Source organism: Clostridium yunnanense, assembly GCF_016595795.1.
Lineage (GTDB): Bacteria > Bacillota > Clostridia > Clostridiales > Clostridiaceae > Clostridium_AR > Clostridium_AR yunnanense.
The window spans coordinates 1-24,344 of sequence record NZ_JAENHN010000028.1 but is presented as its reverse complement, the minus strand read 5'-3'; the positions used below and the strand labels follow the sequence as shown (position 1 = coordinate 24,344).

Annotated in this window: 23 protein-coding genes; 10 read left to right on the top strand and 13 right to left on the bottom strand. The window is 30.1% G+C overall.

What is annotated here, in order from left to right; all coding sequences use genetic code 11:
* Positions 1-306: 306 nt before the first annotated feature.
* From JHL18_RS09435 to yyaC, 3 genes are read left to right on the top strand one after another with little or no spacing between them, the layout of a single operon-like run.
* Positions 307-1,464, top strand: a complete 1,158-nt coding sequence (locus JHL18_RS09435; protein WP_200268493.1) for an aminotransferase class V-fold PLP-dependent enzyme — start codon at positions 307-309, stop codon at positions 1,462-1,464.
* Positions 1,464-2,522: a sporulation integral membrane protein YtvI gene (gene ytvI, locus JHL18_RS09430; protein ID WP_200268491.1), complete on the top strand. Its 1,059-nt coding sequence runs from the start codon at positions 1,464-1,466 to the stop codon at positions 2,520-2,522. Before JHL18_RS09435 ends, ytvI begins: the two co-directional genes overlap by 1 nt.
* A gap of 49 nt (positions 2,523-2,571) precedes the next feature.
* A complete protein-coding gene (gene yyaC, locus JHL18_RS09425; RefSeq protein ID WP_200268489.1) occupies positions 2,572-3,168 on the top strand; it encodes a spore protease YyaC in 597 nt (198 codons plus the stop codon).
* Between the two features lie 3 nt (positions 3,169-3,171).
* Here the strand turns inward: yyaC and JHL18_RS09420 are convergent, their stop codons facing one another.
* From JHL18_RS09420 to rpmH, 13 genes are all read right to left on the bottom strand, one after another.
* Positions 3,172-3,420 carry a YkuS family protein gene (locus JHL18_RS09420; RefSeq protein ID WP_200268487.1) on the bottom strand — a complete coding sequence of 83 codons (249 nt, stop codon included), beginning with the start codon at positions 3,418-3,420 and terminating at the stop codon, positions 3,172-3,174.
* 144 nt (positions 3,421-3,564) lie between these two features.
* Entirely contained in the window at positions 3,565-4,074 is a 510-nt protein-coding gene (locus JHL18_RS09415) for a DUF4446 family protein (protein ID WP_200268486.1), read from the bottom strand.
* Between the two features lie 48 nt (positions 4,075-4,122).
* The gene (locus JHL18_RS09410; protein WP_200268484.1) at positions 4,123-4,986 is read right to left on the bottom strand and encodes a ParB/RepB/Spo0J family partition protein; all 864 of its coding nucleotides are present in this window, start codon (positions 4,984-4,986) and stop codon (positions 4,123-4,125) included.
* 5 nt (positions 4,987-4,991) lie between these two features.
* Positions 4,992-5,759, bottom strand: coding sequence for a ParA family protein (locus JHL18_RS09405; RefSeq protein ID WP_200268482.1), 768 nt, complete (start codon positions 5,757-5,759; stop codon positions 4,992-4,994).
* Positions 5,760-6,101: 342 nt separating this feature from the next.
* The gene (gene noc / locus JHL18_RS09400) at positions 6,102-6,887 is read right to left on the bottom strand and encodes a nucleoid occlusion protein (protein ID WP_200268480.1); all 786 of its coding nucleotides are present in this window, start codon (positions 6,885-6,887) and stop codon (positions 6,102-6,104) included.
* A gap of 156 nt (positions 6,888-7,043) precedes the next feature.
* The gene (gene rsmG / locus JHL18_RS09395; protein ID WP_200268478.1) at positions 7,044-7,763 is read right to left on the bottom strand and encodes a 16S rRNA (guanine(527)-N(7))-methyltransferase RsmG; all 720 of its coding nucleotides are present in this window, start codon (positions 7,761-7,763) and stop codon (positions 7,044-7,046) included.
* Position 7,764: 1 nt separating this feature from the next.
* Positions 7,765-9,660 carry a tRNA uridine-5-carboxymethylaminomethyl(34) synthesis enzyme MnmG gene (mnmG, locus tag JHL18_RS09390; protein ID WP_200268476.1) on the bottom strand — a complete coding sequence of 632 codons (1,896 nt, stop codon included), beginning with the start codon at positions 9,658-9,660 and terminating at the stop codon, positions 7,765-7,767.
* Between the two features lie 9 nt (positions 9,661-9,669).
* Positions 9,670-11,046 (bottom strand): tRNA uridine-5-carboxymethylaminomethyl(34) synthesis GTPase MnmE, encoded by a 1,377-nt coding sequence (gene mnmE, locus JHL18_RS09385; protein WP_200268474.1) that lies wholly within the window; start codon positions 11,044-11,046, stop codon positions 9,670-9,672.
* A 323-nt stretch (positions 11,047-11,369) separates the two neighbouring features.
* Positions 11,370-12,002 (bottom strand): RNA-binding cell elongation regulator Jag/EloR, encoded by a 633-nt coding sequence (gene jag / locus JHL18_RS09380; RefSeq protein WP_200268472.1) that lies wholly within the window; start codon positions 12,000-12,002, stop codon positions 11,370-11,372.
* 57 nt (positions 12,003-12,059) lie between these two features.
* Positions 12,060-12,740 (bottom strand): membrane protein insertase YidC, encoded by a 681-nt coding sequence (yidC, locus tag JHL18_RS09375; RefSeq protein WP_200268470.1) that lies wholly within the window; start codon positions 12,738-12,740, stop codon positions 12,060-12,062.
* Between the two features lie 22 nt (positions 12,741-12,762).
* Positions 12,763-12,972, bottom strand: coding sequence for a membrane protein insertion efficiency factor YidD (yidD, locus tag JHL18_RS09370; protein ID WP_183279575.1), 210 nt, complete (start codon positions 12,970-12,972; stop codon positions 12,763-12,765).
* The gene (gene rnpA / locus JHL18_RS09365; protein WP_200268468.1) at positions 12,935-13,324 is read right to left on the bottom strand and encodes a ribonuclease P protein component; all 390 of its coding nucleotides are present in this window, start codon (positions 13,322-13,324) and stop codon (positions 12,935-12,937) included. The genes yidD and rnpA overlap by 38 nt, the downstream gene beginning before the upstream one ends.
* A 57-nt stretch (positions 13,325-13,381) precedes the next feature.
* The gene (gene rpmH, locus JHL18_RS09360) at positions 13,382-13,516 is read right to left on the bottom strand and encodes a 50S ribosomal protein L34 (RefSeq protein WP_128210855.1); all 135 of its coding nucleotides are present in this window, start codon (positions 13,514-13,516) and stop codon (positions 13,382-13,384) included.
* 540 nt (positions 13,517-14,056) lie between these two features.
* Here rpmH and dnaA point away from each other — a divergent pair.
* The 7 genes from dnaA (at position 14,057) to gyrA (ending at position 23,043) form a co-directional block, all read left to right on the top strand.
* Positions 14,057-15,418, top strand: coding sequence for a chromosomal replication initiator protein DnaA (gene dnaA, locus JHL18_RS09355; protein ID WP_200268466.1), 1,362 nt, complete (start codon positions 14,057-14,059; stop codon positions 15,416-15,418).
* Positions 15,419-15,678: 260 nt separating this feature from the next.
* Positions 15,679-16,779, top strand: a complete 1,101-nt coding sequence (dnaN, locus tag JHL18_RS09350) for a DNA polymerase III subunit beta (protein WP_200268464.1) — start codon at positions 15,679-15,681, stop codon at positions 16,777-16,779.
* A gap of 84 nt (positions 16,780-16,863) precedes the next feature.
* On the top strand, positions 16,864-17,070 hold the full coding sequence (gene yaaA / locus JHL18_RS09345; protein ID WP_200268462.1) for a S4 domain-containing protein YaaA: 207 nt from the start codon (positions 16,864-16,866) through the stop codon (positions 17,068-17,070).
* Between the two features lie 57 nt (positions 17,071-17,127).
* On the top strand, positions 17,128-18,213 hold the full coding sequence (gene recF / locus JHL18_RS09340; RefSeq protein WP_200268460.1) for a DNA replication/repair protein RecF: 1,086 nt from the start codon (positions 17,128-17,130) through the stop codon (positions 18,211-18,213).
* Between the two features lie 14 nt (positions 18,214-18,227).
* Positions 18,228-18,488 carry an extracellular matrix regulator RemB gene (gene remB, locus JHL18_RS09335; RefSeq protein ID WP_128210850.1) on the top strand — a complete coding sequence of 87 codons (261 nt, stop codon included), beginning with the start codon at positions 18,228-18,230 and terminating at the stop codon, positions 18,486-18,488.
* 56 nt (positions 18,489-18,544) lie between these two features.
* Positions 18,545-20,455, top strand: coding sequence for a DNA topoisomerase (ATP-hydrolyzing) subunit B (gyrB, locus tag JHL18_RS09330; protein WP_200268458.1), 1,911 nt, complete (start codon positions 18,545-18,547; stop codon positions 20,453-20,455).
* 20 nt (positions 20,456-20,475) lie between these two features.
* A complete protein-coding gene (gyrA, locus tag JHL18_RS09325) occupies positions 20,476-23,043 on the top strand; it encodes a DNA gyrase subunit A (protein ID WP_200268457.1) in 2,568 nt (855 codons plus the stop codon).
* Positions 23,044-24,344 lie beyond the last annotated feature (1,301 nt).

Sequence of the window (24,344 nt, the reverse complement as noted above, 5' to 3'; positions counted from 1 at the left end):
GGCTTATTGTTTCAAACAATTAATCTTATAATTGTCTATACTAGTATATTATTTAGGTGTTTTAGAATTGAATAATTTAAGATAATCTTATTAATATTCAAGTTGTAAGTAGTATCTATAGTAAGAACATTTATATATTTAATGTATATTACATTGTTGCTTTTTATTCATTCAATAATATATTATTACAACCGGTTCAAAGTTATATTAATATTATCTAATAACAGTTATTATAATTAGTATAGTTATTTACCTAACTATATTGTAAAAATTTAATTTATATATTTATAGCAAAGGATGATTATTATGGGTATTTATTTTGATAATGCTTCAACTAGTTTTCCAAAACCAGATATTGTAAGCAAATCAATTTATGATTTTATAGTATGTAACGGAGGTAATGCCGGAAGAGGCGCATCAACTTCTTCTTTAAAAAGCAGTGAATTAGTTTATGAATGTAGAGAAGCTTTATGCAATTTTTTTAATTTTGATAAAACAGAGAATGTTATATTCACTCAAAATATAACCTACTCTTTAAATATATTGCTTTTAGGTGCTATAAAAGATGATTGGCATGTTATAACTTCATCAATGGAACATAATTCTGTTCTAAGGCCACTTACTATATTAAAAAACCAAGGTAAGATTCAGTTGGATATAGTAGAATGTTCTGCTGAAGGAATTATTGATGCAACTGATGTTAAAAATCTAATAAAAGAAAATACGAAACTTATTGTACTTTCTCATGCATCAAATGTAGTAGGATCAATACAACCTTTAGAATTAATTGGTAAATTATGTAAAGAAAATGATATAATTTTTATTATAGATTGTGCTCAATCTGCAGGAAGTACATCTGTCGATTTTAAATCATTAAACTGCGATGCGCTTGCCTTTACCGGACATAAGGGCTTATTAGGACCACAAGGAATTGGTGGATTCTTAATTAGTGATAATTTAAACGACACTACTCTACCAATATTTACAGGTGGAACTGGTAGTATGTCTAGTTCATTGCTTGCCCCAGATTATTTACCTGATAAATTTGAATGTGGAACACTTAATTTGCCAGGAATTGCTGGACTAAAGGCAGGTATTGAATTTATACAAGATGTAGGCCTTGATACAATTCAATACAAAGAATTAATTCTAACTAGGCGAATTTTGGAAATATTAAATGACTTTAAAGAAGTTAATGTATATGGTCTCAAAGATATCGAAAAAAGAAGAACTTCTACTATTTCATTCAATATCTTAAATAGAGATCCATCCGAGATATCATTCATCTTGGACAAACAATATGGAATAATAACAAGAACAGGACTTCATTGTGCTCCACTAGCTCATAAAACTATTGGTACTTACCCAACAGGAACCGTAAGGCTAAGTCTTGGTTACTTCAACAGCTTTGATGACGCCGAAGTTCTTTATAAATCTATAAAAAGTATTCTAGGAGGTTATTAATGCAAAATATCCAGCAACGCCTTGAAAGATTAGCAATTTTTTTCGTGATTTATACTCTATTCTTTTACTTGTTTTTTTCTACACTTAAATATACACTACCATTTGTACTAGCAATAATATTTGCTCTAATACTTAGGTCACCAACTAAATTTATGATAGAAAAACTTAAGTTAAAATCTTGGATAGCATCTATTTTAAGCACCTTAGTATTTTTTTCAACCTTAATATCATTAAATGTAATAATACTTACATCTTTAGTTAGCGAATTAATAGGACTCATAAAATACCTTCAAAAACTTATAACAAATAACTCTTCTGATATATATAACTATTTTATGTCATTACAAAATTATCTAAACAACTTAAATATTGATCCTACTATTGTAGATACTATACAAAGGAACCTTTCTTCTTATGCTACTAAAGTAATTAATCTTACAATTGGTGCTGGATCTTCTATAGTACAAGAAACTCTAACAATCTTAGGATATGTTCCCTACATTGGAATGGTTGTAATTTTCACTCTTATTACAACATACTTCTTTACTAAAAAGGTATCTACATCTAATACTTTAACTTTAGCTAATGTGATTCCTAATAATAGTGATAAATTAATAACTATATTCAACCATGTAAGGAAAATGCTTAAGAATTACTTTCTATCTTATTTATTTATAATATTTATTACATTTATTTTTACTTTTATCGGTTTTACTATATTTAAAGTTCAATACAGTTTGGTTCTTAGTATTCTTTGTGCCGTTCTAGACTTACTTCCTGTAGTTGGTATGCCAATAATTTATTTTCCTCTTGCTTTAATGAACATAGCATCTAAAAATTATATAAATGGAATAGGCATACTTATACTTTATGCAATAGTTTTTGTTGTTAGGCAAATAATAGAACCCAAAATTATGTCCTCCTCATTAGGCATTAATCCGCTAGCAGTTTTAGCCTCCATCTTCATTGGTATACAAGTAGCTGGGATCAGCGGCATAATTTTTTGTATGTTTTTAGTTGTATTTTATGAAATTTTAAAAAAAGTAGACGTTCTATAGTATATGCACCTTCCTTATTGGTAATAATTCCAATATGGGAGGTGTTTTAATGTCAAATAAATTCACAATAGATTCTACAAATATTAGATCACCATTTCTTATAAGAGATTATTTATATGATGAACTCACTCCAGTTCTTAAGCAAAAAAGGCCTATTGTTTTTATATGTATAGGTACCGATAGGTCCACTGGTGATTCTTTAGGACCTCTTGTTGGAGAAAAACTAAAATATATGATTCAAAATGAAGTGTACATCTATGGAAACTTAAAAGAGCCTGTTCATGCAAAAAATCTTAATTCAACCTTAGATGAAATCAATTGTAAATTTAATAATCCTTTTATTATTGCTATAGACGCTTGTCTTGGTGATTTAGATAATGTAGGTAAAATATATATTGATAAAAAACCTTTGCTTCCTGGAATTGCTGTTAATAAAAATCTTCCTCCTGTAGGTGATATCAGTATACTAGGCGTAGTAAATATTTCAGGCAGCCTAGAATTCATGGTACTACAAAATACTAGATTATATACTGTTATGACCATTGCAGATGCTATATCTCGTGGTATACATCATTGTATCTTAAAATCTATTGGATTTAAAAAGAATCCTGTTGAAGCTAAAATTGAGAGTATACTTTCTAAATAATTACTATAAAATAGCTGAATATACTCTATTTATTAGTATATTCTCAATATCATCAACATTTTTACTTCCACTATCTATTATAACTATACCTTCTGATTTATAACTTTTACAGGATGGCAAATGAGAAAGATCTACTTCTTTTAAGTTGCAAATTATAGCATCATAATGTTCATTGCATGTTACTATGTTATATCCTCGTTTTTCTAATTGCGATTTCAGATTTTTTAATTCATCCGATACATACAAGTTCATATTTATCCCTCCTTAAACAATAGTTTACCATTACAACTTGTTTTTATTCTTGATGACTTAAATAATAAAAGGTGGTACTAATCTAAAATTAGTACCACCTTTTATTATCATAGATATTTATATCTATTATATTAACACTATTTTCTAATGTATATTTACACGATTAATTGCTTGATTTAATACAGTAAGCTCTTCTTCAGATAAATCGTATCTTGATATACCTTTATCTACTGGTTTTGCATATGTTGTACTGTCATTTCTACTATATATTCCAGTTAAAATTATTCCATCATTATTATCATCTAAGATAGCAATAGAAAAACTTAAATCACTTCCCACGTCTTCAAATGCTTTATATCTTATCATAGAAACCTTTTGAACACAACCTTTCATTCTTTCTTCTATTACTGAGCAGTGTTCAAGAGCAGCTTCTGAAGTTTTATTTGCTTCATCAATCTTATCTAAATAACTTATAACATGTTCCTCTAAGTTTTTATCGTTAACGCCTCTCATCAACTTTCTATATTTTCTTTCAACCTTTGATAAAGATCTAAATAAAACAATTATTAAGATAAGAAACAACAATATGATTACTGAAAGTGTAATTATTATATATGGCATAAAATTTTGTATGTTACTTATTATAGTGTCCATTCCTAAATCCCTTTCTAGAAAAATAATAAATATTTCACGTGAAACACTTTATATATTTATGATTTCTAATATCCTTTGTAAGTCTTCTTCCGAATAGTATTCTATCTCTATTTTACCTTTGTTTTTCTTAGAGTTGATATTAACCTTAGTACCAAAATAATTTTGCAACTGGTCTTGTATATCTTTATAATATGGTTTTAATGCATCATCACATTTTTCTTCAATCTTATCAATCTTATTCAAGTATGCTTTTATTAGCCTTTCCACATCTCTTACAGAAAGACTTTCATCTATAGCTTTCTGAGCTATCTCATATTGCTTATTTTTATCGTTTAGGGCTAGTATTGCTCTTCCATGGCCCTCACTTAATACACCTTCTATTATATAGCTTTGGACTCTCATGTCTAAGTTAAGCAATCTAATTGTATTTGATATAGCAGTTCTAGATTTCCCAATTCTTTCGCTAAGTTTCTCTTGAGTCAATGAAAACTCATGTAGAAGCCTTTCATAGGCTTGAGCTTCTTCAATTGCATTGAGATCTTCTCTTTGTATATTTTCTATTAAAGAAATTTCTAATATTTCTTTGTCATCAATATCCATAATTATTGCCGGAACTTCCTTCAGCATAAGCTGTTTTGCAGCTCTCCAACGTCTTTCTCCAGCTATTATAACATAGTTATCATTTTCCTTTTTCAATATTAGAGGTTGAATTATACCATGATTCTTTATTGATTCTGACAGCTCATTAATCTTATCATTGTCAAAATATCTTCTTGGTTGACTCTCATTAGCCTTAATATTATTTAACGGAATCAATGTAGCTGATTTATCAATAATATCATCACTATTTTCATTATCTTCTTCCGGAATTAAAGCACTCAATCCTTTACCTAATCCAAATTTCTTGTTCATCTACATCACCCCTTTTGACGTTCGATAAATTCATTAGTTAATTGTTCATATGCCTCAGCACCTTTACATTTCTCATCGTAAAGCATTATAGGAAGACCAAAAGAAGGCGCCTCAGCTAATCTTATATTTCTCGGTATTGTTACTTTGTATACTTTATCTTTAAAATATTTCTCAACTTCTTTATAAACTTCATTACTTAAATTAGTTCTTGAATCATACATTGTCATTATGACACCCTCAATTTCAAGATTCTTATTTAATGATTTCTTTACTAATTGTATAGTGTTAATAAGTTGTCCTACCCCTTCTAGAGCATAAAACTCGCACTGAATTGGAATCAAGACAGAATCACATGAGGTAAGCGAATTTATTGTTAAAAACCCTAAAGAAGGAGGACAGTCTATAAAAATGAAGTCAAAATCATCTTCTATTTCTCTTATTTTCTGTTGCAAAATTAATTCTCTTTTTTCTTTTTCTATAATTTCAACTTCCGCTCCTGCTAACTCCATTTTAGCCGGCGCTATGTACAAGTTTGAAACTAACTCACTTTGTTTAATTATTTCTTTTAAGGATACATCATTAGTTATCACATCATACATGGATTTCTCTAACTTCCTCTTATCAATACCAAGCCCACTTGTAGTATTTCCTTGTGGATCGATATCGATAGCTAAAACTTTATATCCTAACATTGCTATGTATGAACATAGATTTATATTGGTTGTAGTTTTACCTACACCACCCTTTTGGTTAAATATACATATCTTTTTCATATTCAACTCTAAGTTATTATAACTTACGAGTCATCCACCTCCTTTCCTTTATATAAATATTATATATTTTAATGAAGAATAATTAAAGTAATTAATTATTAATTTTACTGTTTCACGTGAAACATTTATAGAAAACAATAAAAACCTGCTTATATTTATTTTGTATACTATTTAAAATCTACAATAATAGATCTTTTGCAGTTTACTAAAGCCCTAGTAATTCATTTTAATATACAAATAATAAAGCTTATAACATTTAATTTTATACTTACAATAAAAAAGGTTGATGCATAAAAACTAAATTAGTTTCTATTACAACAACCTTTGTCAAGTTCAATTATATTATTTCGATGCATTTTTAGGTATGTTCACGGTTATTTGAACATATTCACCACAGTCTTTTGATTTATATTCAGCAGGTATTTTAAATTTATCAAATACTTGCTTTATAGAATTCACGTATATTTTCGCAGAAAATACACCTGTCATTCTTTTCTTACCTTCTTTTGATAGACTTTCGCCTGCTAATTTCAATAGTTCCTTATTTATTAAGTCCTCGGTATTCTTAACGTTAAGACCTTGCTTTATAACCTTATTTATTACCTTTAGCTGTAATTCCTCGTTAGGTAAAGACAGTAATGCTCTTGCATGTCTTTCTGTTAAGTTATTCGATATGCAAATATTTCTTACTTCATTTCCTAACTTAAGAAGTCTTAGTTTATTTGCAATCGTTGATTGTTTTTTCCCTAATCTCTCAGCTAATTGTTCTTGAGTAAAGTGATGGTCTTGAATTAAGTTATAATACGCTTCTGCTTCTTCTAAAAAATTTAAATCTTCTCTTTGTAGATTCTCAAGTAGTGCAATTTCAGCTGACTCAGAATCTGTTATATCCACAACAGTACACGGTACCTCTTCAAGGTTAGCAAGTCTTGCTGCTCTCCATCGTCTTTCACCTGCAACTAGTTCGAAAATCTCACCTCTTACTCTAACAGTAAGTGGTTGAATTATACCATGCTCTCTAATGGATTGTGACAACTCTCCAAGAGCTTCTTCATTAAAAAATTTTCTTGGTTGATAAGTATTAGGAATTATTTTATCAATATCGACATGAACAATTTCTTTATGCATTTCCCATCCATCCTTACGAAAAAAGTTAAAACACACTCTATCCCATTATTTAACAAATTCTCTATAAAATACAAATATCCTTCTTTTTATATATATAAATTGTACGACAATTTGTTTTATATTAATCGATTTTATATTATAAAGAAACATACACTACTATTTTATAGGTTTTTTTGATATACTTCCAGCTTTTCTTGGATAAGTTTTTGGTGTTTCTTTAATTTTTTTGACAACAACTAAATTATGTTTTAAATCTGTATCTTCAATATTTACTTGTATCACTTCAACTAACCTTCCACCTAAAGTTGCCACTGCATTTCTAGACTCATCTAATTCTTCCTCTATTGAAGGTCCTTTAAGAGCTATAAAATGTCCATCAATCTTAACATAAGGTATGCAGAACTCTGAAAGTACACACATATTTGCTACTGCTCTAGATGTAGCTATATCAAACTTTTCTCTTAAATCCTTGTTTCTAGCTCCATCTTCTGCTCTTGAATGTATGGTTTTTACATTACTTAAATTGAGCTGTTGTATAACTTCATTTAGGAAATTAACTCTCTTATTTAAAGAATCTAATAGAGTAACGCTTAATTCATCTCTTATTATTGCAATTGGTATACCTGGAAAACCAGCTCCAGTACCAACATCAATTAGTGATGAAGCACTTTTAAACAATGGAGAATTAAATGCTTTTATTGAATCAACAAAGTGTTTCTTTACAATCTGATCATCTTCAGTTATAGCTGTAAGATTTATCTTCTCATTCCACTCTTTTAGAAGACTCATATAAGTCATAAACTTCTCATACTTATCTTCATTGAATTCTACTCCAACAGAAGTACATGCTTTTTCTAAAATGCTATAGTATATCATACTAAACTTCCTCCGCCTTATTATTTCTCCTATAAAGGCTCTCTAAATATATAAGTAAGACTGATATATCTGCAGGAGAAACACCAGATATCCTAGAAGCCTGACCTATACTTATTGGGCGTATCTTAGATAACTTTTGTACAGCTTCAATTCTTAAACTATTAACATTACTATAGTCAATATCGTCAGGTATTTGTCTGTTTTCAAACCTTTTAAACTGTTCAACTTGCTCTAGTTGTTTCTCTATATAGCCTTCATACTTAGAAATTACATTAACCTGCTCACCTATATCATAAGGTAAATTCGGTCTCTCTTTGTCTAATTCTGCAACTGAAAAGTAATCTAATTCAGGTCTTTTTATAAGTTCATACATGCTTATAGGTTTCTTAAGCTCCGTTGAACCTAGTGATTCAATGAATTGATTAACTTCTTGCTTATTAGTTATTTGTAACTTTTTTAGTCTTTCTAATTCTGAATCTATATTGTTTTTTCTTTCAGTATATCTTTTATATCTTTCTTCTGTAACTAAACCAACATTATGTCCTATTTCAGTCAATCTCAAATCAGCATTATCTTGTCTTAATAACAATCTATATTCTGCTCTTGATGTCATCATTCTATAAGGCTCACTTGTTCCCTTAGTCACTAAGTCATCTATTAAAACACCTATATATCCATCACTTCTAGTTAGAATCATAGGATCTTTTTCCTTAACCTTCAAAGCTGCATTTATACCAGCTACTATTCCTTGAGATGCAGCTTCTTCATATCCAGAGCTACCGTTTAACTGACCAGCTCCAAAAAGTCCTTGTATATTCTTAAATTCTAAAGATGGCTTAAGCTGAGTTGGATCTATACAATCATATTCTATTGCATATGCAGTTCTCATCATTTCTACATTCTCAAGTCCGCTAATAGTTCTAAGCATCTGAACTTGAACATCCTCTGGTAAAGATGAACTCATTCCACCAACATACATCTCAGCAGTGTCTTCACCCTCAGGCTCAATAAATATTTGATGTTGATGCTTATCTTGAAATCTCATAACCTTATCCTCAATAGAAGGGCAATATCTTGGTCCTACGCCCTCTATAGAACCGTTATACATTGGTGATCTGTGTATATTTTCTTTTATTATGTCATGAGTTTCACTATTTGTATATGTAAGCCAACATGAGACTTGTTCTCTATCAATAGAGTCACTCATGAAAGAAAATGGAACAATTTTTATGTCACCTGTTTGCTCAACCATCTTTGTAAAATCCACAGATCTCATATTTATTCTAGCAGGAGTTCCTGTTTTAAATCTTCTTAACGAAATTCCTAAGTCTAATAAACTTTTCGATAATTCATTGGCAGGAAAAAGTCCATTTGGCCCACCGTTATAACTTACATCACCGATTATAATTCTAGATTTTAAGTAAGTACCGGTACATACAACTACAGCTTTTGTTTTGAAATAAGCTCCATTTTTAGTTTGAACTCCGATAACCTTATTATCTTCTACATCTACTTCTATAACCTCAATCTGCTTTATGTATAAATTTTCTTGGTTTTCTAAAACACTTTTCATTCTTTGCTGATACTTCTTTTTGTCAGCCTGAGCTCTAAGTGAATGAACTGCAGGGCCCTTAGATGTGTTAAGCATTCTAGATTGAATAAATGTATTATCTATATTTATTCCCATTTCTCCACCTAACGCATCGACTTCTCTTACTAGATGTCCCTTCGCAGTACCTCCTATATTAGGATTACATGGCATTAATGCTATGCTATCAAGATTCATAGTACAAATTAAAGTTTTGCATCCCATTCTAGCGGAAGCAAGTGCTGCTTCGCATCCAGCATGGCCTGCACCAATAATAATCACATCATATTCACCAGCTAAATACTTCATTTTCATCTCCTATTTTCCAACACAGAAATCTGAAAAGATTTTATTAACTAAATCTTCCTCAAGTTCTGATCCTGTAATCTCACCGAGAGCTCTTAAACCAGTAGTGACATATATCGAAATCAAGTCTAGATATTCATTGCTCTTAACTTGATTTAAAGCCACTTCACAATTCTCCTTAGCTCTATAAAGTGCCTGTTTATGTCTAGTATTAGTTATAATTACACTTTCACTGTCTATATGACCTTTAAAAAACATATCTTTTATTTTATCTTTTAAAGAATCAATTCCATAACCTGTTACTGTAGATATTTCTATTGAGTTACTAAGAATATCTAAGGTATCAATTTCTATTTTCTTATCCAAGTCAACTTTATTACATAAAGTTATATACTTTTTATCTTTTATAAATTCTAGTATTTCTCTATCTTCACTATCCAAGCCTCTGCTTGAATCAACCATAAATACTATGATATCGGCTTCATTTATCTTTTCTTTTGATCTCTGCACACCTATTCTTTCCACTTCATCTTCGGTTTCTCTTATGCCTGCAGTATCAATAATTCTAATAGGTATACCATCTAAGTTAATGTATTCTTCAATTACATCTCTAGTTGTTCCAGGTATATTAGTAACAATAGCTCTTTTTTCTCTTAAAAGAGTGTTTAAAAGAGATGATTTTCCAACATTTGGTTTGCCAACTATAACCATGCTTAATCCATCTCTTATAATCTTTCCCTCATCTGCACTAGATAATAACCTATCAACTTCATTTATTACTGATTGAAGATTTTCACCAACTCTTATAGGTATGCTTGCATCTGGTTCCTCATCATCTTCAGTAAAATCAACAGCAAATTCAATAAGAGCTAACACATTCAATAATTTTTCTCTTAAAGAATTTATTTCCCGGGAAAGCATTCCCTGACTTTGGATCATAGCTGATTTCATAGATAGATCTGTTTTAGCACGTATTATATCTATAACCGCTTCTGCTTGAGTTAAATCAATTCTACCATTTAAGAACGCTCTTTTTGTGAATTCTCCAGGTTCAGCAAGTCTTGCCCCAGATTTTATAACTTCTTGCAATACCCTATTAGTTGACGTTACACCTCCGTGACAATTAATCTCTACAGTGTCTTCAGCAGTAAAACTCTTAGGACCTTTCATGTAGCTAATTATTACTTCATCAACTATTTCTTGTTTTGAATCTACTATATTACCGTACCTCATTGTATAAGGCTTCATTTCTAATATACTTGAATTACTTTTTCCTCTAAAAATCTTAGATACTATATCTAGTGATTTATTACCAGAAATTCTTATAATAGAAATCCCACCCTCACCAAGTGCAGTTGCAACAGCAGCAATTGTATCAAATTCTTTCATGCTGTCCTCCTCATTATTAAATTTATAATTATAGTATCTCCTCTAATATATCCGTTTTGCAAAGACTTATTAACTTTTTACAAAATCATTGAATTCTATTGTTTTAGGGCAACAAATTAAATCAATAAAATCCACATTAATACTATAAATTCTTAACTTTATAAAAATTTATAAATAAAAATTCTTATAAAGTTAAGAACTTTTATTTACGTCTTATTTCAACTACTATATCTTAAAACTAATATCCATTTTACAAAAATAAACTTTATTAGTCAAAACATATTAAAAAAAAGTAAATCAAAAAGAAAGCCTAAATGGCTTTCCTATTTTTCTCTTCTTATATCAACTACTATTCTTCTATATGGTTCTTCTCCCTCGCTGTATGTATATACAGTTTGGTTGCCTTGAAGAGCAGAATGGATTACCCTTCTCTCATATGGATTCATAGGTTCAAGTTTAAATGGTCTGCCAGACTTCCTAACCTTATAGGCTGTTTTATCTGCTAAGCGTTTTAATGTTTCTTCTCTCTTAATCCTATAATTTTCTGTGTCTAGAACCACTCTCTTATAAGGGATATCATGTCCTTTATTTACAACTAGACTAATAAGATATTGTAGAGAATCTAAGGTCTCCCCCCTATATCCAATTATAACTCCCATTTTAGGTCCTAAAAGATTAATATTTAAAACATTATCTTCTTCTTTTATTCTTATTTCAGCCTTTATATCCATTGAATCTAAAACACTTCTTAGAAATGTCTTTGCCTCAAGAATATAATCACGCTTAACTGTAACAATAATCTTAGCCGGTTTACTTCCTATAAAGTTAAATAAACCTCTACTCCCCTCATCAACAATGCTATACTCAACTTTATCTTCTGTAACATTTAATTCCTTTAGAGCATTCTTTAGAGCTTCCTCTACAGTTTTTCCTGTAATTTCTAAAGTTTTCTGCATACCCTAGTCACCCACCTTATTATACTAAAAGCTTAGTATTAAAATACAAAATATATATTAACTTGCTAACGCTTTCTTCTTATTAGCTGGTCTTATAACTAAAAAATAAGTCTGAACTAATTGAATTAAGTTACCCATTATCCAATAAAGGACTAATGCTGATCTGAAATTTAATGCCATGAATCCCATCATAATAGACATACCTATATTCATAGACCCCATATTTATACCACCTTGTTGACCGGTATTAGCTGTTGTTTTAGTTGTTAAGTATGATGATAAATATGTTGTTGCTGCAGATAGGATAGGTAATATATAGAATGGATCTTTTGAATACAAGTTAGGTATCCATAAGAAAGATGCTCCCTGTACATTTATATTCATGAACACTCCATATAAAGCAAACAAAATAGGCATCTGAATCAATAAAGGTAAACATCCACTAAAAGGACTTACATTGTTCTCTTTGTATATCTTCATCATTTCCATTTGCGCTTTTTGAGGATCATTCTTATACTTCTTTTGCATTTCTTGAACTATAGGCTGAACCTCTTGCATCTTAGATTGAGATCTAATTTGTTTTATGTTTAGAGGTAATAATATTAACCTAACAATTACAGTTAATATGAAGATAGCTAAAACATATGATGTACCTACATGAGTAATACCTATGTTAAGTACGAAACTATGTAATGCTGTAAAAATATTAGTTAAGAAATCAATTATTGGTTGTAACAAATTTTTAACCTCCTACACTCTCTTACTTCACGGGGTCATATCCACCTTCGTGAAATGGATGGCATCTTAATATTCTTTTTATCGCCATGAATCCACCTTTTAAGGATCCATACTTTTGTATCGCTTCAATTGCATATTGAGAACAAGTAGGGTAATATATACAAGAAGGTCTTTTCAAAGGTGAAATAAATTTTCTATAGAATCTTATTATTAGAATTAAAATCCTTTTCATTTTTTATTAAACCTGCCTTATTAAATAAGTTGATCATAGCTTTTTGGACATCCCAATAAGTTTTCTCATTGATGGCTACCCTTGCAATGAACACTAAATCATTTCCTCTTTTTATATTCTCATTATTCAATCTATAACTTTCACTTATTAATCTCTTAGCTCGACTTCTAATTACGCTAATTCCAACTTTTTTACTAACAGAAATTCCTACCCTATTATAAGGTAGTCCTTTTTCATCTTTGTTTCTTCTATTATTATATATATATAATACAAGCAAATCATTAGCAAAGGATTTCCCTCGTCTATACACATTTCTAAATTCCATGTTCTTTCTTAGTTTTTGATCTGCCATAGCTTCGATATTCTCCTTTTTTTCTGCAATTGCAGAAAAAGGCCACTAAAGCGGCCCTTATGCTGTCAATCTCTTTCTACCTTTTTGTCTTCTTCTCTTAAGAACAGTTCTACCTGATGCAGTAGCCATTCTCTTTCTGAAGCCATGTTCTCTTTTTCTTTGTTTCTTTTTAGGTTGGTATGTCATGAACATCTATAATACACCCCCTTCAATTAATTATGTTGTATAGTAAAAAAACTATTCTGTCACTGAATCTTATTGATTTTAAGATTTACTTTTTAATTATATATTTCAAGTGTTCTTATGTCAAGAAAATCAATAGTTGTTGATAATTTTATAATAGCATATATTTTTTGTGGATAAGTTATTGAACAGGCTTATTTCTTTATGATATGATTAGGTGGTGGCTGTGCATAAATTGTTGACCCACTAATACTTATCCACAGCTGTTGATAAGTCTGTGTATAAGTCATTGCTTTGTGTATATAAGTGGCTTATACATTATATATTTTTAGCCATTTTTCTATTATTATACCGCTGTTGATAGTGTTATTTAATATATATTAACATATGTTGATAAGTTTTTATGATGAAAATTATTAACATAGTTATCAACATGTGAATAATTTTATTTACATAGTCAATCATCTTAATAGGGTGTATATATTTTTGTGAATAAACTGTTATTATTAGAAATTGCTAATAAAAAATTTTTTGACTGGAGGATAGGAAATGGATGCCCAACTAAACCAAATATGGGAGAAAACATTGAATATAATGAAGGGTGAGATGTCTGAGGTAAGCTTTAATACCTGGATAAAGAGTTGTGAACCTATATCTATGGATTCAGATTCAATAAAATTTAGTGTCCCAAATGATTTCACAAAAGATATAATAGAGAAGCGTTACAAAACTCTTTTCGTGCAGGCAATCAAACTGGTTTCTTCTAAAAAATATAATATTGAATTCCTAATCCAATCCGAGCTTCAGGAAGAAAAACAGATTTCAGCTACACCAAGTAGAGAAGAGGCTTCTAATAATACTGTGGTTAGCGTTAATGATGAAATGTCTGCTACCTTAAATCCTAAATATACTTTCGATTCATTCGTAATAGGTAATAGTAATAGATTTGCTCATGCAGCATCCCTTGCAGTAGCGGAATCTCCAGCCAAAGCATATAATCCTTTATTTATATATGGAGGAGTTGGTCTTGGAAAAACCCACTTAATGCATGCTATTGGCCATTATATTCTAAAGAATAATCCTAAGGCTAAAGTAGTTTATGTATCTTCTGAAAAATTTACAAATGAATTGATAAATGCAATCAAGGATGATACTAACGAAGAATTTAGGAATAAATATAGAAATGTAGATGTTCTTCTAATAGATGATATTCAATTTATTGCAGGAAAAGAACGAACTCAGGAAGAGTTTTTCCATACATTTAATACACTTCATGAAGCCAATAAACAAATTATCCTATCTTCAGATAGACCACCAAAAGAAATCCCTACGTTAGAAGATAGATTGAGGTCAAGATTTGAATGGGGACTAATAGCAGATACTCAAGCACCAGATTTTGAGACAAGAATGGCAATATTGAAAAAAAAGGCTGACGTAGAAAAATTAAACGTAGCAAATGAAGTTATGGTCTACATAGCTACAAAAATTAAATCAAATATAAGAGAACTTGAAGGTGCTCTTATAAGAATAGTTGCTTATTCTTCATTAACAAATAGAGAAATAACTGTTGATCTTGCTTCAGAAGCATTAAAAGATATTATATCTAACAAACAAGGAAATCATATTACTATAGAATTGATTCAAGAAACAGTTTCAAATTACTTTAATTTAAGAGTAGAAGATTTAAAATCTCAGAGAAGAACTAGAAATGTAGCTTATCCTAGACAAATTGCAATGTACCTTTCAAGAAAGTTGACAGATATGTCTCTTCCTAAAATAGGTGAAGAATTTGGAGGACGAGATCATACAACAGTAATACATGCATACGAAAAGATATCAGGCGGATTAAAGTCTGATGAAGTTCTTCAAAACACAGTAAATGACATAACAAAGAAGCTGACTCAAAAATAACTAACATCTGTACATAATAACCTTATAATATCCTGTGGATAACTTAAATTTGAATGCTACTCGGTGAATAATGTGGATAAGTTACAAAATCCATAACAACTTATCCACAGTATTTTTTTACTGTTTTTTGGCTTGTTTTAAAGGCTAGAGGTACTTTTCAACAAATCCCCAGCCCCTACTACTATTATTACTGTAATTAATTATTTATTTATATATATCTATACATCATTACTTGTTAATTAATTAAGGAGGTTTTCACTTTGATTTTTATATGTGATAAAAGTAAACTACAAGATTCTATTTCAATAGTTCAAAAGGCTATAACAGGAAGATCAACAATGCCTATATTAGAAGGAGTGTATATTAATGCAACTAATAATACTCTAACTCTTATTGGATCTGATAAAGATGTAAGTATTGAAACAAAACTAGAAGCAGATATTATAGAGAAAGGCTCAATTGTAGTAGATGCTAAAATATTTGGAGAAATAATTCGAAAGTTACCTAACGATGAAGTTAAGATAGAGACACTTGATAATAGTGTAATTCAGATAACTTGCCAAAAATCAGTATTTAACTTAATTTACATGAGTCCAGATGATTTTCCTAGTTTACCAAATATTAATGAAAATATGATTTTTTCAGTTCCTCAAAATCAATTAAAAAATATGATAAAAGGAACGTCCTTTGCAATTGCACAAGATGAAATAAGACCGATCCTACAAGGAATATTGTTCGAAGTTAAGGATAATTATTTAAATTTAGTTGCATTAGATGGATATAGATTAGCACTAAGAAGAGAAATTATAGATTCTCAAAACACTATAAATGCAGTAATTCCAGGAAAAACCTTAAATGAAGTTGCTAAGATATTAGAAGACAGTGAAGATTTAGTTAACATAACATTTACAACAAATCATATATTGTTTAACTTAGGTCAAACTAAGATAATATCAAGATTACTTGAAGGCGAGTTTATTCAATACAATTCAATTCTTCCTCAAGAATATAAAATGTGTGTTACTGTAAAGAAGCAACCTTTACAAAATAGTATAGAGAGAGCATCATTAATGGCAAAAGAAGGAAATAGTAATTTAATTAAATTAGATATCCAAGATGATGCTATGGTTATAACATCTAATTCTCAATTGGGAAAAGTTAGAGAAGAGATATCTGTTAATATGCAAGGTGAAGGAATACAAATTGCATTTAACTCAAAATACCTATTAGATGTTCTTAAGAATATGGAGGAAGATGAAGTTATACTTGAGCTTACAAGTAGTGTATCTCCTTGTGTTATAAAAAATAAAATCAATGAAAATAGTAAATACTTAGTAGTACCAGTAAGATTGGTTAAATAAAAATAAGGAGTAGGTTTTGCTAAATAGATGCTTTTGTGAAAAATCACAATAAGAAAGCATTATAGTTAAAACTTTAACAATATAATGAATGAAATTAAAATTAATACCGAATTTATAAAATTAGATGCATTCTTAAAGTGGTGTGGAGCTGCTTCGACTGGAGCAGAAGCTAAAATTTACGTTCAAGAAGGCGATGTACTTGTAAATGGAGAGGTATGTATTCAAAGAGGAAAAAAGCTTAAAATAAACGATGTAGTTACATTTGATAATGAAGATTACAAAATAATTTAGTAATATTTAAATAAGATATGCCATTAATAAATGTGGTATAATTAAATAGGTGCTTATATGTATATAAAAAAGATTATGTTACTTGAGTACAGAAATTATAGAAATATAACTATTGATCTAGGAAGAAATGTTAATGTTTTTATGGGAGATAATGCTCAAGGAAAAACGAACATATTAGAGGCTATGTATTATTGTGGCTTTGCTAAATCTCATAGGACCAATAGAGATAAGGAACTTGTTAATTGGGATTCAGAAAAATCGTTTATAAGCTTAAGTGTAGGTAAAGAGAGAATAGATAAAAGAATTGATATCAATATATTCAAAGATGGTAAAAAAGCTATTAAGGTTAATTCAATTAAAATAAATAAAATTGGAGAATTAGTAGGTGTCTTTAATGTTGTTATGTTTTCGCCTGAAGACTTAAAGATTGTAAAAGAAAGCCCTGGAATAAGAAGAAAGTTTTTGGATATGGAGCTCTCTCAATTAAATAAAAAGTATTACTATAGTTTAGTTCAATACAACAAGATATTAAACGAGAGAAACACCGTTTTAAAACAAAAAAAAGTAGATGTATCTATGCTAGATATATATGACTTACAACTTAGTGAATTCGCAGAATACATAGTTAGGGAAAGAATCAAGTATATAGATAAGCTCAACGAGCATGGCAAAATTGTACATAACGAAATAACATCTGGTAAGGAAGCAATAGAGTTTAGGTATTTATCTAGTATTAAGAACTTAGATGATATTAAAAAGTCTTTTTTAGAAGGGCTAGAGAAGAATAGAAGTAAGGATATAGAAAAGAGACTTACTTCTATTGGGCCGCATAGAGATGATTTCTTGATTTTGATTAATGATATAGATGCTAAAAGTTATGGGTCTCAAGGGCAACAAAGAACAGCTGTGTTATCAATAAAATTTGCATCACTAAGAATTATAAAAGATATAACGGGAGAATACCCAGTTTTACTTTTAGATGATGTGCTTTCTGAGTTGGACTTTAATAGAAAAAGATATGTTTTAACTTCTATAGGGCAGATACAGACTGTTATAACTTGCACTGGAATAGAAGATCTAACTGAGTACCTAGATGAAAAAGCTAGGGTTTTTAAGGTTCAGGATGGAATAATTCTAACATAGAGGAGGAGTTTTAATTGTTTTTACACTTAGGGGAAAATGTTGTGGTTCCAATCAAAGATGTTATTGGTATTTTTGATATACAAACTACTATGTATAGTAGTGATACTAGCCAGTTCTTAAGAATGGCAGAAGAAGATGGGTTTGTAGAAAGGATAACTAATGATAAACCCAAATCTTTTGTAATTGCTGAAGTGGATAAGAAAAGTAAGATATATCTTTCTCCAATATCCTCATCTACACTTACAAAAAGAACGGATATAGATTATACGCCATAAATCGTCCGATATCTAATTTTGTATTACTTAGTTTATTAAATTTTAGGAGGAATTGAGTGGTGGAACATATTAAACAGAGTTATGATGAAAGTCAAATTCAAGTGCTAGAAGGTCTTGAAGCAGTTAGAAAGAGACCAGGAATGTATATTGGTAGTACTAGTTCAAGAGGGCTTCATCATCTTGTATACGAAATTGTAGACAATAGTATAGACGAAGCTCTTGCTGGTTATTGCAAGAATATAGAAGTTTATATACATGAAGACAATTCAATAACTGTAATTGATGATGGAAGAGGTATGCCTGTAGGTATACATCCTAAAATGGGTAAATCCACTGTTGAGGTAATTATGACAGTTCTTCATGCTGGTGGTAAGTTTGGCGGAGGAGGATACAAGGTATCAGGTGGATTACATGGAGTAGGTGCATCTGTAGTTAATGCCTTGTCAGAATTATGCGAAGTTACCGTAACTAGAGAAGGAAGTGTATGGAGGCAAACTTACTCAAAGGGAAATGTTACAAGTGAACTCACTAAGATTGGTGAAGATGACGGACAGGGAACAAAAACTCATTTTAAGCCTGATCATGAAATTTTTGAGGAAACTGTTTATGATTTTGAAGTTTTATCTCAAAGGTTAAGAGAACTAGCATTTTTAAATAAAGGAATAAACATACAACTTACAGACGAAAGAGATGGAAAGAGTGAGAACTACTTTTATGAAGGTGGTATAAAATCATTTGTAAGTTACTTAAACAGAAACAAGGAAGTACTGCACGATGAACCAATATATGTTGAAGGTGTTAGAGACGGTATAGTTGTTGAGGTATCTCTACAATATCATGATGGATATAATGAAAATATGTTCTCCTTTGCAAACAATATAGATACAGTTGAAGGTGGAACACATCTTATTGGCTTTAAAGCTGCATTGACGAGAGTATTTAATGATTATGGTAAAAAGTTTGGCTACCTTAAGGAAAATGAAAAGAATTTATCTGGTGATGATATAAGAGAAGGTTTGACAGCTGTTGTATCAATAAAGATATCTGAGCCACAATTTGAAGGCCAAACTAAAACTAAGCTTGGAAATAGTGAAGTTAGAAGTGTAGTTGATAGCATAGCTGGAGAAGGTATAAGTGAATTCTTAGAGGAGAACCCTGCAGTTGGAAAAGTTATCATAGAAAAGTCATTACTTGCTCAAAGAGCAAGAGACGCAGCTAGAAAAGCAAGGGAACTTACGAGAAAGTCAGTTCTTGAGAGATCAACTCTACCAGGTAAACTTGCAGATTGCTCATCTAAAGATCCTTTAGAGTGTGAAATATACATAGTTGAGGGAGATTCCGCAGGGGGCTCTGCTAAGCAAGGAAGAAACAGAAGGTTCCAAGCAATTTTACCTTTGAGGGGTAAAATAATGAATGTTGAAAAGCAGAGGCTAGATAAGATATTAGGATCTGATACTATACGTTCTATGGTAACTGCTTTTGGTGGTGGAATAGGAAAAGATTTTGATGTTGAGAAATTAAGATACAATAGAATAATAATAATGACGGATGCTGACGTTGATGGAGCACATATAAGAACTTTATTATTAACGTTCTTCTACAGATACATGAGAGAACTTGTAGATCAAGGGCATGTATATATAGCTCAGCCACCACTTTATAAAATCTCTAAAGCAAAGAAAGATTACTATGTTTATACTGATAAGGAATTAGAGGATAAATTAGTGGAGATTGGTGGTAAGGATAATTCTGTAGGCATACAAAGATACAAAGGTCTCGGAGAAATGAATGCTAGCCAGCTTTGGGATACAACTATGGATCCAGAGAGAAGAATACTTCTTAAGGTTTCCATTGAAGATGCGATGGCTGCAGATGAGATATTCACAATACTTATGGGAGATAAGGTTGAACCAAGAAGAGAGTTTATCCAACAAAATGCTAAGTATGTAAGTAATTTAGATGTTTAGTACTAAAAGAGGTGAAGTACATGAATTTAAATGAGGGAAAAGTTCTTCCAGTTGACATAAAAAATGAAATGAAGAAGTGTTATATAGACTACGCTATGAGTGTTATAGTAGGTAGAGCACTTCCAGATGTACGAGATGGTTTGAAACCAGTTCATAGAAGAATACTTTATTCTATGCATGAACTTGGTTTAGCACCAGATAAAGGTTATAGAAAGTGTGCAAGAATAGTCGGAGAAGTTTTAGGTAAGTACCATCCACATGGAGATACATCAGTTTATGATGCTCTTGTAAGAATGGCTCAAGATTTCTCTATGAGATATATGCTTGTAGATGGCCATGGAAATTTTGGTTCTGTTGATGGTGATTCAGCAGCTGCTATGAGATATACAGAAGCAAAGATGAATAAGATAGCTGTTGAAATGCTAAGAGATATAAATAAGAATACAGTTGATTTTATGGATAACTTTGATGGTGAAGAACAAGAACCTATTGTTATTCCATCTAGATTTCCTAATTTACTAGTAAATGGATCATCTGGTATAGCTGTTGGTATGGCTACTAATATACCTCCTCATAATCTAGGGGAAGTTATAGACGGTACAATAATGCTTATAGATAACCCAGAAAGTTCTATACTAGAACTTATGGGACATATAAAAGGACCAGATTTCCCTACTGCAGGGACAATAATGGGGCTCTCAGGTATAAGAGAAGCTTATGAAACTGGTAAGGGAAAAGTTGTTGTAAGAGCTAAAGCTAACATAGAAGAAGAAAAAGGCAGACATAAGATTATTGTTACTGAGTTACCTTATCAAGTTAATAAGGCAAAATTAATAGAAAATATTGCTGACTTAGTAAAAGATAAAAAGATAAACGGCATATCTGACTTAAGAGATGAATCAGACAGAGATGGTATGAGAATAGTAATAGAACTTAAAAGAGATGCAAATCCAAATGTAGTTCTTAACTTATTATATAAACATACTAAAATGCAAGATACATTTGGGGTTATAATGCTAGCCCTAGTAGATAATGAACCTCAGGTTTTGAATCTAAAACAGGTACTGGTTCACTATATAGCATTCCAAAAACAAGTTATTACAAGAAGAACAGTATTCGAATTAAACAAGGCTCAAGAAAGAGCTCACGTATTAGAAGGTTTAAGAATAGCACTTGATCACATAGATGAAGTTATAAGCATAATAAGAAATTCTAAGACTACTGAAATTGCTAGAAATGAATTAAGAGAAAAGTTTGGATTGAGTGATGTTCAGACTCAAGCAATTTTAGATATGAGACTTAGAAGACTTACTGGATTAGAGAGAGATAAGATTGAAGATGAGTACAACGAAATAATGAAACTTATCAATTACTTAAATGAGATACTAGGAAGTGAAGAAAAACTTCTAAGTGTTATAAAAGAAGAACTTCTTGAAATAAAGGCTAGATATTCTGATGAAAGAAGAACTGAAATTACTAAGAATCAGAATGAAATAGATTATGAAGACTTAATTCAAGAGCAAGAAGTTGTTATCACATTAACTCATAGTGGTTATATTAAGAGAATATTAGCTGATACTTACTCCGCTCAAAGAAGAGGGGGCAAGGGAATACAGGCAATGACTACAAAAGAAGATGACTTTGTAGAGAATGTATTCATAACTTCAACTCATACTAACTTACTATTCTTTACTAATAGAGGTAAGGTATTTAAGCTTAAGGCTTATGAGATACCAGATGCAGGAAGAGCTGCAAAGGGAACAAATCTTATAAATATATTACCTTTAGAACAAGATGAAAGAATTTATACTGTTTTAACTATAAAGGATATGAATCAAGATGGATTCTTATTTATGGCAACTAAGAAAGGTTTAGTAAAAAAGACTCCACTTAGTGAGTTCCAGAATATAAGAAAGAATGGTTTAATAGCTATAGGTTTAAGAGAAGAAGATGAGCTTCTAAAGGCAAAAGTAACTTATGGAGATGCTAACATAATGATAGTTACCCAAAATGGTTATGCAATAAGATTCAATGAGCAAGATGTAAGACCAATGGGAAGAACAGCTTCAGGTGTAAAGGCTATGAATCTAAGAAAAGATGACATGGCAGTTTGTATGGATATAGCTGTTGATGATGAAGATGTGTTAGTAATAAGTGAAAATGGATTTGGTAAAAGAACACCTGTATCTGAATATAAGGTTCAAAATAGAGGTGGTATGGGATTAATAACATATAAGTTAGCAGAGAAGACTGGTAAGGTAGTTGGTGCGACTATATGTAAGATTGATGATGAATTAATGCTTATAAATAGTAGTGGTGTTGCTATAAGAATTAATGTTTCTGACATATCAGTTACAAGTAGAGCTACAATGGGTGTTACTCTTATGAGAACTGTAGAAGAAGAGAAGGTAGTTGCTATAGCAAAAATACCATACACTGAAAAGTCTTCGACTGATGATGGTGATACTGATGGAAGTGATGTAGCTGTAGAGTTAGAAGAAGTTCCAGTAGTATATGATGAAGATAATAGTTTAGATGAATTGCTTGAGAGAGCAGAAGAAGATCAAGATACTGACAATGAAGAATAAAGTTCAATAGAATAAAAGTATATTTAAGGGCCATCTTATAGAATTGTTATTAAGATGGCCCTTTTCTTATTGTCTACAAAAATACAAAACGTATAATTTTTAAATCTAAATTTAAACTCTCTTATTGTTTTGAATTTTATAATTAATGTAGATCTTTGAGTGATTAAGTTTTATTAAGCTAAATAGTAAAAAAGATTAGTATAATGTTTGTAAGTTTTAGCTTATAAATTTGCAAATGTATAGATTATAAGTCATAAGTAAAGTATGTTTTATACATATAAGGTCTTTTCTAAAATACATCTAAACCTGCATTATAAGCATAACTTTTTAAAAAGTTAAATTTAAAAAAAGTTAAAAAGTTAAGATTTTATCTTTTTAACTTTTTTAATTTTTATATATTTAAATAGACAATCTATTTAAGCTAACTTAGCCTATTTATTTCATGAGGCTTATAAATATTCATATAAAAAGTAATACATAAAATATAATCTTGTAAATTTACTATTATACATTTATCAATGAACATACGTAAAAGTAGTTAAAAAAGATTAATTCAATGATTTCTTTAATGGTTTAATAAGGCAATGTTTTTATTAATCAATTATTTAGATCATGTTGTTTAAAACATTATAAGTATAGAAAAATTTTGATATGAATGTTCTTAAGAAATAAATAGACAAGAGTTGAGGTGCGAAACAATCCAACTTTTATATTTAATTATAATACGAAGTTGATGATATTTGGTGATAGTGAATTATTAATGACTGAAACTATTTAAGCTCTATTTTAAATAATAATTAGATTCGTATAGCCTTAATGTAACAGAAATCTTACATCTTATAAAATACTCTATAAGATTGAATAGCTTTTATGTAAGATAAATTCAGTTATTGAGCTTTAAGTAGAGCTTAATTAACTTTAATGATATGTTGCTTTATGAAAACATAACCAGGTGTATCAATATGGGATATAGTTAGAAAATAAAAGCAATAAATAGAAAAAGCAGATTAATCTTTTATAATCACTTTGCAATAATATCAAAATTAACTTTTAAGATGATAAGATAAAGAACGTCACAGCGATGCAAAATCGTAAGCAAATAAGAATCATTAAAAAAAATGTTGACAAGAAAGTTTGCAAGTGATAAGATAAAGAAGTCGCCGATGAGCGGCAACAAACAACTTGGTCTTTGAAAATTAAACAGAGAAGATAAACAAAGTCTAAATATAGACTTAAACTAAACCAGCAATTCTTTTGAAAAAAGACTTACTAAGTAAGTAAGCTATGATTAAACTTTAAAT

Coding starts and splice junctions, on each gene's coding strand:
- mnmE (WP_200268474.1), bottom strand. CDS start 11,046: ATGAAAGAATTTGATACAATTGCTGCTGTTGCAACTGCACTTGGTGAG.
- dnaA (WP_200268466.1), top strand. CDS start 14,057: ATGGATGCCCAACTAAACCAAATATGGGAGAAAACATTGAATATAATG.
- noc (WP_200268480.1), bottom strand. CDS start 6,887: ATGCATAAAGAAATTGTTCATGTCGATATTGATAAAATAATTCCTAAT.
- JHL18_RS09410 (WP_200268484.1), bottom strand. CDS start 4,986: ATGAACAAGAAATTTGGATTAGGTAAAGGATTGAGTGCTTTAATTCCG.
- yaaA (WP_200268462.1), top strand. CDS start 16,864: ATGAATGAAATTAAAATTAATACCGAATTTATAAAATTAGATGCATTC.
- rpmH (WP_128210855.1), bottom strand. CDS start 13,516: ATGTTCATGACATACCAACCTAAAAAGAAACAAAGAAAAAGAGAACAT.
- yidD (WP_183279575.1), bottom strand. CDS start 12,972: ATGAAAAGGATTTTAATTCTAATAATAAGATTCTATAGAAAATTTATT.
- ytvI (WP_200268491.1), top strand. CDS start 1,464: ATGCAAAATATCCAGCAACGCCTTGAAAGATTAGCAATTTTTTTCGTG.
- mnmG (WP_200268476.1), bottom strand. CDS start 9,660: ATGAAGTATTTAGCTGGTGAATATGATGTGATTATTATTGGTGCAGGC.
- JHL18_RS09435 (WP_200268493.1), top strand. CDS start 307: ATGGGTATTTATTTTGATAATGCTTCAACTAGTTTTCCAAAACCAGAT.
- JHL18_RS09405 (WP_200268482.1), bottom strand. CDS start 5,759: ATGAAAAAGATATGTATATTTAACCAAAAGGGTGGTGTAGGTAAAACT.
- recF (WP_200268460.1), top strand. CDS start 17,128: ATGTATATAAAAAAGATTATGTTACTTGAGTACAGAAATTATAGAAAT.
- gyrA (WP_200268457.1), top strand. CDS start 20,476: ATGAATTTAAATGAGGGAAAAGTTCTTCCAGTTGACATAAAAAATGAA.
- yyaC (WP_200268489.1), top strand. CDS start 2,572: ATGTCAAATAAATTCACAATAGATTCTACAAATATTAGATCACCATTT.
- rnpA (WP_200268468.1), bottom strand. CDS start 13,324: ATGGCAGATCAAAAACTAAGAAAGAACATGGAATTTAGAAATGTGTAT.
- jag (WP_200268472.1), bottom strand. CDS start 12,002: ATGCAGAAAACTTTAGAAATTACAGGAAAAACTGTAGAGGAAGCTCTA.
- JHL18_RS09415 (WP_200268486.1), bottom strand. CDS start 4,074: ATGGACACTATAATAAGTAACATACAAAATTTTATGCCATATATAATA.
- rsmG (WP_200268478.1), bottom strand. CDS start 7,763: ATGATATACTATAGCATTTTAGAAAAAGCATGTACTTCTGTTGGAGTA.
- JHL18_RS09420 (WP_200268487.1), bottom strand. CDS start 3,420: ATGAACTTGTATGTATCGGATGAATTAAAAAATCTGAAATCGCAATTA.